The sequence below is a fragment of the Methylotuvimicrobium buryatense 5G genome, assembly GCF_000341735.1.
Taxonomy (GTDB): Bacteria; Pseudomonadota; Gammaproteobacteria; order Methylococcales; family Methylomonadaceae; genus Methylotuvimicrobium; species Methylotuvimicrobium buryatense.
This window is the reverse complement of sequence record NZ_KB455575.1, coordinates 4,401,078-4,415,460: the sequence shown is the minus strand read 5'-3', so window position 1 is coordinate 4,415,460 and position 14,383 is coordinate 4,401,078. Positions and strand designations below refer to the sequence as shown.

General features: G+C 50.3%; 10 protein-coding genes. 1 reads left to right on the top strand and 9 read right to left on the bottom strand.

The features are described from left to right. Positions 1–17: 17 nt before the first annotated feature. On the top strand, positions 18–167 hold the full coding sequence (locus METBU_RS28270) for a hypothetical protein (RefSeq protein WP_017842273.1): 150 nt from the start codon (positions 18–20) through the stop codon (positions 165–167). On the opposite strand, the gene METBU_RS0119805 is transcribed toward METBU_RS28270, so the two are convergent. The 9 genes from METBU_RS0119805 to soxB form a co-directional block, all read right to left on the bottom strand. Further along, a complete protein-coding gene (locus METBU_RS0119805; protein ID WP_017842272.1) occupies positions 150–494 on the bottom strand; it encodes an AAA family ATPase in 345 nt (114 codons plus the stop codon). The two genes, METBU_RS28270 and METBU_RS0119805, sit on opposite strands and share 18 nt — an antisense overlap. Further along, the gene (locus METBU_RS0119800; protein WP_017842271.1) at positions 491–2,074 is read right to left on the bottom strand and encodes an ATP-binding protein; all 1,584 of its coding nucleotides are present in this window, start codon (positions 2,072–2,074) and stop codon (positions 491–493) included. Before METBU_RS0119800 ends, METBU_RS0119805 begins: the two co-directional genes overlap by 4 nt. Next, positions 2,071–3,645: an ATP-binding protein gene (locus METBU_RS0119795; RefSeq protein WP_017842270.1), complete on the bottom strand. Its 1,575-nt coding sequence runs from the start codon at positions 3,643–3,645 to the stop codon at positions 2,071–2,073. The genes METBU_RS0119800 and METBU_RS0119795 overlap by 4 nt, the downstream gene beginning before the upstream one ends. A gap of 238 nt (positions 3,646–3,883) precedes the next feature. After that, positions 3,884–5,290, bottom strand: a complete 1,407-nt coding sequence (locus METBU_RS0119790) for an MBL fold metallo-hydrolase RNA specificity domain-containing protein (RefSeq protein WP_017842269.1) — start codon at positions 5,288–5,290, stop codon at positions 3,884–3,886. Between the two features lie 20 nt (positions 5,291–5,310). Beyond that, positions 5,311–5,907, bottom strand: coding sequence for a Uma2 family endonuclease (locus METBU_RS0119785; protein WP_017842268.1), 597 nt, complete (start codon positions 5,905–5,907; stop codon positions 5,311–5,313). A gap of 25 nt (positions 5,908–5,932) precedes the next feature. Next, positions 5,933–8,986, bottom strand: a complete 3,054-nt coding sequence (locus METBU_RS0119780) for a DEAD/DEAH box helicase (protein WP_017842267.1) — start codon at positions 8,984–8,986, stop codon at positions 5,933–5,935. Between the two features lie 230 nt (positions 8,987–9,216). Then, on the bottom strand, positions 9,217–10,839 hold the full coding sequence (gene groL / locus METBU_RS0119775) for a chaperonin GroEL (RefSeq protein ID WP_017842266.1): 1,623 nt from the start codon (positions 10,837–10,839) through the stop codon (positions 9,217–9,219). A 38-nt stretch (positions 10,840–10,877) separates the two neighbouring features. Continuing rightward, positions 10,878–11,168 (bottom strand): co-chaperone GroES, encoded by a 291-nt coding sequence (gene groES / locus METBU_RS0119770; RefSeq protein WP_017842265.1) that lies wholly within the window; start codon positions 11,166–11,168, stop codon positions 10,878–10,880. Positions 11,169–12,486: 1,318 nt separating this feature from the next. Beyond that, positions 12,487–14,166, bottom strand: a complete 1,680-nt coding sequence (gene soxB, locus METBU_RS0119765) for a thiosulfohydrolase SoxB (protein ID WP_017842264.1) — start codon at positions 14,164–14,166, stop codon at positions 12,487–12,489. Positions 14,167–14,383: the final 217 nt, after the last annotated feature.

The following is a 14,383-nucleotide window of genomic DNA, read 5'->3' as shown; positions in this document are numbered from 1 at the left end:
AACTCAGCGGCAGGCAAATGCGCCACAACAAGGAGTTTACGAATCCAGCACTGTTGTCGGGGCTGTGGGTCTTCCTCTCCATGCTTGAAATCATGGATGCCTACTCTCAAGAAGAACTGGATAGCTTGAAAGCAACCGCTCAGCAATTTTTAGGAAAAGATGTGTAGATACTTATGGTAGCAAGGCGCGAAAACAGGCGCACGGCTTTGTAATACGCCCTCAGCAAAATCAAACTTGATGACGGGATAGCTTTGACCCCAATCCCATTTGCCTTCAATAAACAAGCCTTTAAATAAGGCTTGGTTGCCTTCGAACAGTTCTTTTAAAGTATCGACCAACAGGCTTTTGCCAAAGCGCCTTGGGCGCGATAAGAAGAAACGCGCCGGTTGTTGCACCATGTTCCAAGTCAACGGGGTTTTGTCGATATAAGTCATATCGTTGTCACGAATAGCCCCGAAGGTGTTGATGCCAATAGGGAGTTTGGATAAAGTCATAAGGATACCCGTTGCCAATCAAGTTGCGCTAAGTTTCGTTGGGCTTGATTAAAGATTAAACCGACTTCAAACACCGTTTGGTCGCCATTTATATATTTTTGTACATAAGCTTTATCTTGAATTTGTTGCAAAGCAGGATTGGGGGTCTGTTTTTGGTAGTCGGCACTTTTGTCCAGCTTGATTTCCATGACGTAGATGAAATCGCCCAGCTCTACGGTCAAGTCGACTTGGCCTCGGTTCGTGGTATCCTCCGGAATGATCGTAGCATTCAAACTGGCAAAAAACGCATAGAGCACGCTGGCGTAGTAACCTTCGGAATCGGGCAAGTCATTGTTGGTAAAGTTGCGCCACGGTATGGCAGCGAATAAACGTTGTAAGACGGTTTGCAATTGCGGCAGATCGCCTTGATTCAAGCAGTCGAATACCTGATGCTGAATTTTGAGTTTTTCGCTAGCCAACGTTTGGGTATAGCCATTGATTAGATGCGAATTTAGCGCTTGCCGCACTTCCCGGTTGGGCACTTTGAGTTGAAACAGAAATTGGCCGTCAAAACCCGTATACGCTTTTTCGATCGTCAGATAGCCGGCTTGAAACAGTAAAGTAACCGGGTCTATCGCTTCGACGTCGAACGAATCCAGGATTTCTTCGGAAGCTTCCAGCTGTTCCAAGTCCGGCAGAAAATAGGCTTTTTGTTGGAACAATTTGATTAAAAAGCTGGGGTTGCCGGTTTCGAACCAGTAGTTACGGTAGCGTTGGTTGCCGCTGATGAATAATAGAATATCGTAAGGATTGTAAACCGGCTCGCCTAAAAATTGGTAGCCGTTGTACCAATCTTTTAGTTGCGCCCAATCAACATCGGCTAAATGCCCGGCAAAGACGGTCTCTAAATCCTGTTGGGTATAACCGCAAATAGTGGCGTAATTCTCGTCCAGGGTAATATCTTTAAGTTGGTTCAAACCGCTAAACAAGCTGACTTTGGAAAATTTGCTCACGCCGGTCATAAATATGAATTGCAGATGCGCGTCCTGGCCTTTCAGTACCGAGTAGATGTTTTTCAATCCCTCGCGGACTTCGGCAGCGCGTTCCGGATAGTCGATGTTGTCCAAGATCGGCTTGTCGTATTCATCGACTAAGACGACGACTTTTTGGCCGTATTTTTCGCGGGCTTTCAAGATTAAATCCGTAAACTTACCCGGAATATCGGCACGCTGATTGTCGGATTCGACGCCTAGCCTTTGTTGATTTTCGGTCAAGATGATTTCAATTCGCTCGTCGAGCTGCTTTCGGCTCTGTAAGATGCCGGAAGCAAAATCGATTTTAATAACGGGATAGGACTTGCTCCAATCCCATTTATCATGAATATATAAACCTTCGAATAAGGCTCGATTGCCTTCGAACAATTCTTTTAAGGTATCGACCAATAAGCTTTTGCCGAAGCGGCGGGGGCGCGATAAAAAATAGGCTTTGCCTGCGTCAATTAGTTGCGCTATCAAGGGCGTTTTATCAACATAGCAATACGGATTTTCCCGTATTTCGGCGAAGGTTTGTATGGCTAATGGCAATTTTTTTAACGTCTTCATAATTTTCGCCAGTCGAGTTGCGCCAGGTTCCGTTGAACTTGATTAAAGATTAAACCGACTTCAAACACCGTTTGTTCGCCGACTATATATTTTTGTGCATAGGCTTTATCTTGAATTTGTTGCAAGGCTGGATTGGGCGTTTGTTTTTGGTAATCGGAGCTTTTATCGAGCTTGATTTCCATGACGTAAATAAAGTCGCCCAGCATGACTGTCATATCAACCTGCCCCCGATTCGTAATGTCTTCCGGAATAATCGTCGCGTTCAGGCTCGCAAAAAACGCATAGAGCACACTGGCGTAGTAACCTTCGGAATCGGGCAAGTCATTGTTGGTAAAGTTGCGCCACGGTATGGCAGCGAATAAACGTTGTAAGACGGTTTGCAATTGCGGCAGATCGCCTTGATTCAAGCAGTCGAATACCTGATGCTGAATTTTGAGTTTTTCGCTCGCCAGCGTTTGGGTGTAGCCGTTGATGAAGTGCGAATTAAGCGCCTGCCGCACTTCCCGGTTGGGCACTTTGAGTTGAAACAGAAATTGACCGTCAAAACCCGTATACGCTTTTTCGATCGTCAGATAGCCGGCTTGAAATAGTAAAGTAACCGGGTCTATCGCTTCGACGTCGAACGAATCCAGGATTTCTTCCGAGACTTCGAGCTGTTCCAGGTCGGGCAGAAAATAGGCTTTTTGTTGGAACAATTTGATTAAAAAGCTGGGGTTTCCGGTTTCGAACCAGTAGTTACGGTAGCGTTGGTTGCCGCTGATGAATAATAAAATATCGTAAGGATTGTAAACCGGCTCGCCTAAAAATTGGTAGCCGTTGTACCAATCTTTTAGTTGCGCCCAATCAACATCGGCTAAATGCCCGGCAAAGGCGGTCTCTAAATCCTGTTGGGTATAACCGCAAATAGTGGCGTAATTCTCGTCCAGGGTAATATCTTTAAGTTGGTTCAAACCGCTAAACAAGCTGACTTTGGAAAATTTGCTCACGCCGGTCATAAATATGAATTGCAGATGCGCGTCCTGGCCTTTCAGTACCGAGTAGATGTTTTTCAATCCCTCGCGGACTTCGGCAGCGCGTTCCGGATAGTCGATGTTGTCCAAGATCGGCTTGTCATATTCATCGACTAAGACGACGACTTTTTGGCCGTATTTTTCGCGGGCTTTCAAGATTAAATCCGTAAACTTACCCGGAATATCGGCACGCTGATTGCCGGATTCGACGCCTAGCCTTTGTTGATTTTCGGTCAAGATGATTTCAATTCGCTCGTCGAGCTGCTTTCGGCTCTGTAAGATGCCGGAAGCAAAATCGATTTTAATAACGGGGTAGGACTTGCTCCAATCCCATTTATCATGAATATATAAACCTTCGAATAAGGCTCGATTGCCTTCGAATAGTTCTTTTAAGGTATCGACCAACAAACTTTTGCCGAAGCGGCGCGGGCGGGATAAAAAGAATCGCGCCGGTTGCTTCGTCATTTGCCAGACCAACGGGGTTTTGTCGATATAGACCATGTCTTGTTCGCGTATCACCGACAGTGTATTGATACCGATTGGAAGTGCTTGCAATGACATGATTCGACCTTTTCCGCGTTAATCTTGGGGTTTCTGAAATTTGCGATTTGTTGATTTAGGGGTTCGTGATAACTAACGTCCTGGAACTATGAGCTTTGTTGAGGGTACAGTAACTCGCTTGACAGGACGCCGTGAATACGTCCTTGTAGGCTTGACGGCGGCTTTCCCTGCCGCCGACACCTGCCAAGCGAGTTACTGAACCCTCCATAAAATAGGGAAGTTATTTACGACCAAATCCTTAGGGAATCAGCACGTTCGCATCGGGCACAACTTTCAGCAGCGCTTGTTGCAATGCCGACTTGGCCTTTACGTCACCGTGAATCAACCGAATTTCCGATGGTTTGACCCGCATGCCCTTGACGAAACGAATCAGCGAATCCTTGTCGGCGTGAGCGGAGTAGCCGTTCAATTGATACACGCCCGCATTGATCGTATAACGCCGCCCGTCTAGTTCGACATAGCCTTTTCTCGGACCGTAAGTTTGAATGGTCCGCCCCGGCGTGCCTTCTGCTTGATAACCGGCCAGAAGAATATCGGTGCGCTCGTCTTCGATTAAAGCTTTTAAATAATTGACGATTCGACCGCCCGCGCACATACCGCTGGCCGCAATGACGATACAAGGCCGCGCGGTCTTTTTCAGATAGTCGACCGTGTTCAGATGATCTTGATGCGAGTCAATCGTCGTGATCTGCTCAAAGGCTAACGGATGCCGCCCGGCGCGAAGCTTCCGCTTGGCTTCGGCGTCCCAATAAGGTTTGAGCTTTCGGTAAACTTCGGTGAAGCGATTCGCGAGCGGCGAGTCGACGATGATTTCGAGGTCTTCCCAGGCCAGGCCTTTCGCTACGGATTCTTCCCGGTAACGATTAATCAGTTCTTCGAGTTCGTACAGGAGCTCCTGCGTTCGTCCAATACTGAACGCCGGGATCAGGATCGCGCCGCGATTTTGCAAGCAATGGCTGATCAATTGCTTCAGCATATCTTTACGTTGCCTCCGGTTTTCATGCAAACGATCGCCGTAGGTGCTTTCGAGCACTAGTACGTCAGCCCGATAAGGCGATTTCGGCGACGGCAGCAGCGGCGTATAGGGTCCCCCCAAATCGCCGGAAAACACAATGCGTTTATGTTGTTCGCCGCTCCCGACATCGCATTCGATGTAGGCGGAACCGAGTATGTGCCCGGCCGGTTTGAATTTGATTTTTAATTTGCTACCGGTTTTCCCGCTCAACGGCACCGATTGCCACTGTCCATAAGGCACGGCGACTATCTTCGACCGGATCAAGCCGATAAAACGCTCGACCAACGCCTTGTCGCGCGTGAATCCGACCTGCACTGCATCTTCGAGCACCAGCGGCAACAATTCTGCCGACGGCTCGGAACAATAAATCGGCCCGTCGAAACCGGCAGCCAGCAAATAAGGTATGCGACCGACATGGTCGATATGACAATGCGTGACGATCAACGCACGGACCGGCTGAACCGGAAATTCGACCTGCAATTTGTCGAAGGCCGCGCCGTCGTTCGAGACTTCCGCGCCTTGGAATAAGCCGCAACCGATCAACACCGAATCGTCGGCATCGATTTTCAACTCATGACAGGAGCCGGTGACGCCGTTGACCGCGCCGTGATGTTCGATTGTTGGATACATTGATTTTATAGTTAACTATTTCAAGATTGCCGCTGTTCCTGAATGAATGCCGAGACATCCTCGTTATCGACCTGGTAATAGATATCCTCGACCGAAATACTCGTATCGATCGACTCGAAATAAATCGTATCGCCGAGATAATAATAAGCCGCCTGCCAGCCGCTTTGCCGCGTAAACACTTCGATTTCGGCCTTATCTTGTTCGATTAGCACATATTCCTGCAGCAACTCCAAGGATTGGTAGGCTTCGCGTTTCAAGGTTTTGTCGATTCTCCGTGTCGTCGGCGAAAGCACTTCAATGATGATGACGGGGCTGGTTTTATAGTAATCGTTTTCATGATTCTGCCGGTCGTAGACCACCATCACATCGGGATAATAAAAGTCGTTTTGGACTTTGACTTTCATGTCGTTGATATAGGCTGTGCATGGCGACTGTCTTTGTTTCAACACATTTCTAAGCTCGGCAAAAACATTGCCGTTAATCTTATTGTGCTTGTCGCTTGCGCCGGTCATCGCACAGACAATCCCGTCAATCAATTCATGCCGGATTTGACCGTCTTGTTCGCCTTCCAGATAATCCGCTTCGCTCAAGCGGTGTTCGACATAGTCGACGCGCATGATACTCACCCTCCGATGTTCTCTATCAAGCCAACACCGATAATAGCCAGCGTACGTCGGTCAAGCATTGTTCGATCAATGCATCCGGAACTAACGGCGCTTGGCTCAACGAAAACACTCGAGCAAATACGGCGGCCTGTTCCTGCGTGACACACTGCTGCGGCAATAATTCGCCGTACAACCAAACGGTCGCCTGATCGGCCGGCGGCGGTTGGGTTTTACCGCCAATTGCCGCGGCTTTGGCCAACAAGGCAGAGGTCAACAAGTCCATCACACCGGCATTCGCGTGCTGAGCCCACAGTAATTCGGCCGACTTCAATTTGTCTTCGGCCGTCTGATGCAACGGATTGACCGGTTCGACCCCGGCTTCGCTTTCGCCCGGCTCGAACAGTACTTCGGTTTGCGCGACCGGCGAAGCGGCTCCAAGACGCTGTAAACCGGCCAAGGTTCGCCGGTCGATCAGCGCCACCGGAACATCGGGCTCGGACAGGTTGCGCGCGTTACCTTCGTCGGCATCGTCGACCGCATTCAAAACGACCAGCAACCCGCCGCCTGCGCCTAGTATGCGCTCGATACGGGTGCCGAAACAGTTCTGTATATTCACGATCAATTGCCGAATCGCGCTATCGGATTCGTCCTCGCTGGCGGCAGGCCCCGTATGTTTAAGCGGTTTTTCGGGCTGATCGGCAGATGCCGTTTCGAGGCTTTCTTCCAACTCCAGCAACGGCGGCTTATTTTCCGTGTCTGCCGGGGGCTCTGTTGCGGTCAGCTCATCGATCAATGTCTGCAGCATTTTTTTCGACACGCCGACGACATCCTCGGAAGCCTCGGGATCGATGACATTGTCGAACAGGTCGCGTTTGTTTTGTACCAGCTTCGCGACTTGCTGCTCGTAGGAATCCTCGGCCAGCAATAGGAAAATCAGCACGTTCTGTTTCTGACCTAGACGATGAATCCGCGCGATGCGTTGATCCAGTATGGCCGGATTCCACGGCATGTCCAGATTGATCAACACGGTCGCCGATTGCAAATTCAGGCCCGTTCCGCCGGCATCGGTCGAAATGAACACTTGCACCGAATCGTCTTTTTCGAAGCGCTCCATTAATTCGCCGCGCTTTTCGCTCGGTACGCCGCCATGCAATCGCACGCAGCCGAGTCCCATTGCGCGGACCTTCGCTTCGACCATTTCGGTCATCAGTGCCCATTGCGAGAAGATAACCGCCTTACGGCTGCTTTCGAGGCAGATCTCTTCGAGGATGCCCACCATTTCGTCGAGTTTCGGCGAACCTTCTGTTTCCTTATCGACAAGGCCGGCGGCATTGCAGGCCATGCGTGCTTGTTGCAACGCGGCCATGAAGCGGTTTTGTTCGCTCGGCGTCAACGGTCGGCGTTTTGCGATTTGTGCGATATAACCTGCCGCGGACAGCGCCGATCCGTGTAGTTCGACTTGCTGGGGCGTCATCGGGATATCCAGGCGCACTTCGGTCCGATCCGGCAATTGATCGCTGACCAAGCTGCGATTGCGCCGCAACATAATCGGCGCGATACGCCGCCGTAACTCGGATAAGTTTCGGTAACCGATCACCTTGCCGCGTTCGTCGGTCACATGGAAATCGAGCAAACAGCGCCACAGCGGTCCGAGCACGCGCGCGTCGATCACCTGCAACAAGCTGTAAAGGTCTTCCAGGCGGTTTTCCAGCGGCGTGCCGCTTAGCACGAACACATAACGCGACGGAATCAATTTCACCGAAGAAGCGATTTTAGTGCGCCAGTTTTTGATGCGCTGCGCTTCGTCGAGAATCACCAGATCAGGCTTCAGCGTTTCGGTGATGACGCTAAGATCGCGCAAGATCAATTCGTAATTGACGATGAAAAACAAGGCATCGGCGCGGTAATGCACCGAACGGTTTTCGGCGGGACCTTGCACGATGCGCGCGCCATGCGACGTGAATTTTTCGATTTCGCGTGCCCATTGCGATTTCAACGACGCCGGGCATACGATCAGGACGCGCCGAATGCCGAGATTATCGGCCATCCAGGATGCTGCCGTTATAGCCTGTAAGGTTTTACCCAGCCCCATGTCGTCGGCAAGCAGCGCCCGGCCGCGCGAGGCTAAAAATGCCACGCCTTCGCTTTGATACGGAAATAAACGCGCCTTGATACCGGGCAATACACCGTTCGCGCGCAGAATTTCCTGAGCAATCTGCCGGCCCCGTTCGGCTTGCACGGCATCCTCGGCACATTGCCGGGCATAGCGCACGGCATCGTCGCCCAATTGTAAATCTTCTCGCCCGAATACTTGCTCCGACAATCTGAAAAAATCTTCCGGCATGCGCCCGTTGAAACTGCCGTCGGCATTGAAATAATTCGCGAGCAACTCGGCGAGATCCGTTTCGATATGCAGGCTGCGATGTAAGCGCAGCACCGGATGCGTGGCCGACTCCCAAGATAGGTAGACGAAAGACACCGGGCAACCGGCCTGTTTCAGTTTCTTATAGTCGGGCTGTTTGCTCGCATAATGCAAGACCGCTTCGATATGTTTACAAGTGCCGAGGCGGTTACTTGCCAAATCGGGACAGGTGCAATAATTCATACGTTGATCGAGCGAGCGAATCTGCACCTGATAGGTTTGCTGCCAATGCGTCGCCGATTGGATCGACGACGCCTGCCAAATGCCGAAACCGAGATTGCCGCTGATCAATTTAACACGGACTTCGTTGCGGCCTTTTTTGACGCGTTCGGCGATCGCTTCCTCGACCGCGCTACCGAGCAGAGTCTGTTCATCGCCTCCGAACTGATCGGCGTAAGCGTACAAGACCGCGACAGCATGCTTGCAAACCAGCTGATGATCGCCGCAGTGGCAATCGACATGAAGTTGCATATCCCCGCCTTCGGACAACTCCACATAATACGGCAACTCGGCATCCTCATCTTCGACCTGAGCCGACAAGATGCCGTCCTGTAGGTCGAGATCGAACACACGGTTCTCGGAAAAATAAGCCAGGCCTTGCTTAACACGGTCATCGGCCGCGACGGCATGCAGTCGTTCGGTATCGAAAAGAAAAAAATCGTTGTCCATAGCGTTTGCCGTTAAGAAATCGGAAGTTAGGTTATTCTAACGTAATTTAACGGCTTGTCGCTTCGGGTATTTTCGGCATATACCCATCTTCGGCCTCAGGGGTGCTCGTCAAAGGACGCCGTAAATACGTCCCTCTATACCTGCTCCATGCAGGCAAAGCCTTTGCCGCACACCCCGGTGCCTCCCCAGGCGCTGCCGAAATTTGAAGTGCGAAAGGTACAATAGCCGGATCAATAATCGTCCATGCCGCCGACCGGCATCATCGGTTTGTCTTCTTTCGGCAATTCGGCGACCATCGCTTCGGTCGTCAGCATGAGTCCCGCGATCGAGGCCGCGTTTTGCAAGGCCGACCGAGCCACTTTGGTCGGGTCGAGAATGCCCATTTCGAGCATGTCGCCGTATTCGCCGCTGGCCGCGTTGTAACCATAACTGCCGCTGCCTTCTTGAACCTTGGCCACAATGACCGAAGCCTCGACGCCGGCATTGGTTGCGATTTGGCGCAACGGCTCTTCGATCGCGCGGCGCAATATCTTGATTCCGACGTTACGGTCGGTATTGTCGGTTTTCAGATCTTGCAAGGCAGCTTGCGCGCGGATCAGCGCGACGCCGCCGCCTGGCACGATGCCTTCTTCGACCGCTGCGCGAGTCGCATGTAAGGCGTCTTCGACGCGCGCTTTCTTTTCCTTCATTTCGATCTCGGTCGCCGCGCCGACTTTGATCACCGCGACACCGCCAGACAATTTAGCAATACGCTCTTGTAGTTTTTCCTTGTCGTAATTCGAGCTGGTATCTTCGACTTGTTTGCGCAACTGCTCAACGCGCGCCGTGATGTCTTCGTGTTTACCGCTACCGTCGACGATGATGGTATTGTCTTTGTTGACTTGAACTTTCTTCGCGGTGCCGAGATCCTCGAGTTCGGTTTTTTCGAGGCTCAAGCCGACTTCTTCGGTGATGACCTTGCCGCCGGTCAGAATCGCCATGTCTTCGAGCATCGCTTTACGCCGGTCGCCGAAGCCCGGTGCTTTAACCGCACAAACTTTCAAAATGCCTCTCAATGTATTGACGACCAGCGTCGCGAGAGCTTCGCCTTCGACATCCTCGGCGACGATCAATAAAGGCTTGCCGGATTTGGACACTTTTTCGAGCAACGGCAGCATGTCGCGGATATTCGAAATTTTTTTGTCGTGCAGCAGAATGTACGGGGCATCCAATTCGGCCGTCATCGTTTCTTTTTGATTCGCGAAATACGGCGAAATGTAGCCGCGGTCGAATTGCATGCCCTCGACGACTTCGAGCTCGTTGTCCATTCCTGAACCGTCCTCGACGGTAATGACGCCTTCCTTGCCGACCTTGTCCATTGCATCGGCAATGATCTTGCCAATCGACTCATCCGCATTGGCCGAAACCGTGCCGACTTGTGCGATAGACTTACTGTCCTCGCAAGGTTTGGAGATTTTTTTCAATTCTTCGACCGCGGAGCTAACCGCTTGATCGATGCCGCGCTTAATATCCATCGGATTGGCGCCGGCCGCGACCGATTTCAAGCCCTCGCGCACAATCGCTTGAGCCAAAACGGTTGCAGTCGTTGTACCGTCGCCGGCGATGTCAGAAGTCTTCGAAGCGACTTCCTTGACCATTTGAGCGCCCATGTTTTCGAATTTACCTTGCAATTCGATTTCTTTCGCGACCGATACGCCGTCTTTGGTCACAGTCGGCGCGCCGAAACTCTTTGCCAACACGACGTTGCGGCCTTTCGGTCCGAGCGTTTGCTTGACCGCATCGGCCAAAATGTTGACGCCTGTTAACATACGGTGACGCGCATCATCTGAAAATAGAACTTCTTTAGCTGCCATATTCGGTTTTCCTCCAACTATTCTTCAAATCGGTTACATCAAGATTCTAAAACACCCAAAATATCGTCTTCGCGCAACACGACGAGCTCGGCGCCGTCTATTTTGACATCGGTGCCGGAATATTTGCCGATCAAGACCTTGTCGCCGACCTTGACTGTCAATGCGTGTTTATCGCCGTTAGAGAGCAATTTACCGTTGCCGACGGCAATGACTTCGGCAGTGATCGGTTTTTCCTTCGCATTATCGGGAATTACGATGCCTCCCGGCGTGGTTTTCTCGCTTTCCAAGCGCTTAACGACGACACGGTCATGTAAAGGACGAATACTCATAAGAATGTGTACCTCATGAATCAATAAATAAATGAAATGAATGTTGAATAAAGTTTCATATCGCTATTGACTTGTGCAACGACCATTTTGTTATGTCGAACTAGAGGATAGAAAAGCTTCTGACTCATCAGATAAATTTCCTATTTTAAGTTGTCATTATAAAAATGGTGCTGTACTAGCTTCGACGCAAATTTAGGGGTGGTTTTTTGAATTTCAAGGCCGCTTTTTTAAATTTTTAGGTTCTGTTTCTTGAAAATTTATAGAAGGCGGCCTTTAACCACAAAACCTGTGGATAACTTTGTGCATATCTTGAAGACTGAGACGATAAAGCCGCATGTTTATTACAACTTTGTTAAATCGGCTAATTTTTATACAGTATGCGGTCAAATTATGATATCAATGACTTACATGCATAATTGAAGACGTATTTGTATTTAAAACCCGCCTAACCGGCTAAGTTAAAGCTAAGATAGAACAATGTGCATAAACCTAAAAAGAGCAGTTGAGAGCCTCAAACTACCGTTCGCCCTGAGCCCTTCGGCTGCGCTCAGGAGAGCCCCGTCGAAGGGTGAACGGTAGTTTGAGGCTTCACCAAGACGGTGAAAGTGTTGTAGACCCTTCATGCTTCGACTTAGCACAACACGAACGGTCTACAACACATGTCAACTGCTCTTTTTAGGATAAAAGCCCATGCCTAAGCCTTCCGCCTAGGCCCATTGAAGACTAGAACACCTCAAAGAATAACGAATGCCAGCCTAGCTCGAGGTACCAAAGAACGAGCATGAAATAACTTCGACAACTTCTGGGAGGGGGTTCGGTGGCTCGATTGACAGGTGTCGGCGGCAGGGCAGATTTTTGCTCCTGCAAAATCTGCATTCATGCCATCCATGGCAATCAGATTCCGCCGTCAAGCCTACATGGAAGTATTCACGGCGTCCTGTCAAGCGAGTCACCGAATCGCCGCAAAGCCTACTACTTGTAGCAGTTATTTTGTGCATATTCCTAAGCAAAAGCGAAGCCGAGGCACTATATGGCTTTCCATGGCTTGCATCGATTGCAATCGGCTCCAGTTCGAATCGCGCGGCGGGTCTCGGAAAGCAAGAGCCACGAAAAAAGCCCCCCCCCACTTTCACCTTTCCCCTTTCCCCTTTCCCCTTTCACCTTTCACCTTTCACCTTTCACCTTTCACCTTTCACCTTTCACCTTTCACCTTTCCCCTTTCCCCTTTCCCCTTTCCCCTTTCCCCTTTCCCCTTTCACCTTTCACCTTTCCCCTTTCACCTTTCACCTTTCACCTTTCATCTTTCACCTTTCATCTTTCATCTTTCACCTGACTTCCCCAAATACTCGACAACAACCTCCCAAACCGTTTTTCCCGAAGACGGCTCGCCGACACCGGCCCAACCGGCGACTTTATAAGTTTTATCGGCATCAAGCGTCTTTCCGTCCGGCATTCTAAGTCCGGAGATACGACGGCCGACTTCCGCGTTCGGATCGCAATTGAAACGAAAGCCGCCGACGCGCACCATGTCGCCGCCTTGACGATAATACGGATCTTTGTTGAATAGATTATCCGCAATATCTTCGAGAATCGCTTTGATTTCTCGTCCTAATAGGGAGCGCATATAAGTTTCTGGATAAGTGATCGCAGTATGATTCATCACGTCCTCCAGCGTAATTGTTTGCCCCGGCAGTAATGTGTTGCCCCAGCGGAATCCCGGTGACATGGCGATCTCGGCACCACTAACTTCAAGCAAGGCATCGAGAATTAATTGATCGAAGGTACCGTGAAAACGGTCGCGCCGATACAAGAGTCGGTCGGCAGTCGCTAACGGATAAGCCAATTGATCGATATATGGATTTCTAACGGTTTCAATCAATTTCTGCATCTTAGGATCGGGCGGCAACAGATTCGAGAATATCGGCAATAAACGGTAATTCAAACCTTTCAGTCGACCTTTACCAACATCCAAATCCAACACCGCCAAAAACTTGCCATGGCTGCCGGCATTGCTCACCCAAGTCTTGCCGCCCGAATTATCGATCAAGATTGGTTTGGGCAAGGCATCGTGCGTATGACCGCCTAAAATAATATCCAGCCTACTGACTCTCGACGCCAATTTTAAATCGACATCGAGGCCGTTATGAGACAGCAGCACGATGACATCGGCGGCTTTATCGGTTTTGATCTGGTCTATGACGGCTTGCAGATTGTGTTCTTGAATGCCGAATTGCCAATCCGGGACGAAGCGCTTGGGATTGGCTATCGGCGTGTATGGAAACGCCTGCCCGATGACGGCAACTCGCGCGTGTTGCAAGGTTTTAATGACATAGGGTTTGAACACAGCAGGGTTATCGTCATCACTGTCGAATCGGGCCGCATCGGTCAACGCAATATTTTGCGCGGCGAACTCGCCGTTAAACTGTTTGAGATTTTCCAAAACACGCTTGCTGCCGTAAGTAAATTCCCAGTGTCCGGTCATTACGTCGACGCCCAAGAGATTGCAGGCCGCCACCATATCCCGCCCTTGCGTCCACAATGCCGTAGCCGAACCTTGCCAACTGTCGCCGCCGTCGAGCAATAAGGTGTTGCCTGGACCGCTTTCTCCCCGAAGCAGCTCGATCAATGTCGCCAAGTGCGCGAAACCGCCCATTTTTCCGTAAATTTCGGCCAATTCGATAAAGTGTAAATGCGTGAAGGCATAAGCTTCAGGGCTGCCGGATTTTATCCTGTAATAATCGACTAATGCCTGCCCGCTTAAAGGAACCGCGTGCCCATGCCTTTCGCCGGCGGTGAGAATATTCGAAGGCTCCCGATAATAAACAGGAAGCAATTGCGCATGGCAATCGGTAAAATGCAGCAATCTGACATTGCCGAAGGACTGTGCCGAATATAGGCCTTCGATATCGAAATCGCCGAAACGCCTTTGTGTCGAACAATTCGAGGATAACAGCGTTATCGTAAGCGCTTGTAAAAACTCACGGCGACTTAAATTCATCGTCTGGATTTTCTCCGATGGATGGACATACGACAAATGCGTTTTATATTCAATAGTTAGGATTTCGTAACAAATAACGTCCTGGAACTCTGAGCTTTGTTGAGAGTTCGGTAACTCGCTTGGCAGGACGCCGTGAATACGTCCGAGTAGACTTGACGGCGGCGACTGATTGCCAAGGATGGCATGAATGCAGATTTTGCAGGAGCAAAAATCTGCC

What these genes read in the sequence shown, in the direction of transcription:
- METBU_RS28270 (WP_017842273.1), top strand. Translation starts at nt 18, where the DNA reads ATGCGCCACAACAAGGAGTTTACGAATCCAGCACTGTTGTCGGGGCTG.
- METBU_RS0119805 (WP_017842272.1), bottom strand. Translation starts at nt 494, where the DNA reads ATGACTTTATCCAAACTCCCTATTGGCATCAACACCTTCGGGGCTATT.
- METBU_RS0119800 (WP_017842271.1), bottom strand. Translation starts at nt 2,074, where the DNA reads ATGAAGACGTTAAAAAAATTGCCATTAGCCATACAAACCTTCGCCGAA.
- METBU_RS0119795 (WP_017842270.1), bottom strand. Translation starts at nt 3,645, where the DNA reads ATGTCATTGCAAGCACTTCCAATCGGTATCAATACACTGTCGGTGATA.
- METBU_RS0119790 (WP_017842269.1), bottom strand. Translation starts at nt 5,290, where the DNA reads ATGTATCCAACAATCGAACATCACGGCGCGGTCAACGGCGTCACCGGC.
- METBU_RS0119785 (WP_017842268.1), bottom strand. Translation starts at nt 5,907, where the DNA reads ATGCGCGTCGACTATGTCGAACACCGCTTGAGCGAAGCGGATTATCTG.
- METBU_RS0119780 (WP_017842267.1), bottom strand. Translation starts at nt 8,986, where the DNA reads ATGGACAACGATTTTTTTCTTTTCGATACCGAACGACTGCATGCCGTC.
- groL (WP_017842266.1), bottom strand. Translation starts at nt 10,839, where the DNA reads ATGGCAGCTAAAGAAGTTCTATTTTCAGATGATGCGCGTCACCGTATG.
- groES (WP_017842265.1), bottom strand. Translation starts at nt 11,168, where the DNA reads ATGAGTATTCGTCCTTTACATGACCGTGTCGTCGTTAAGCGCTTGGAA.
- soxB (WP_017842264.1), bottom strand. Translation starts at nt 14,166, where the DNA reads ATGAATTTAAGTCGCCGTGAGTTTTTACAAGCGCTTACGATAACGCTG.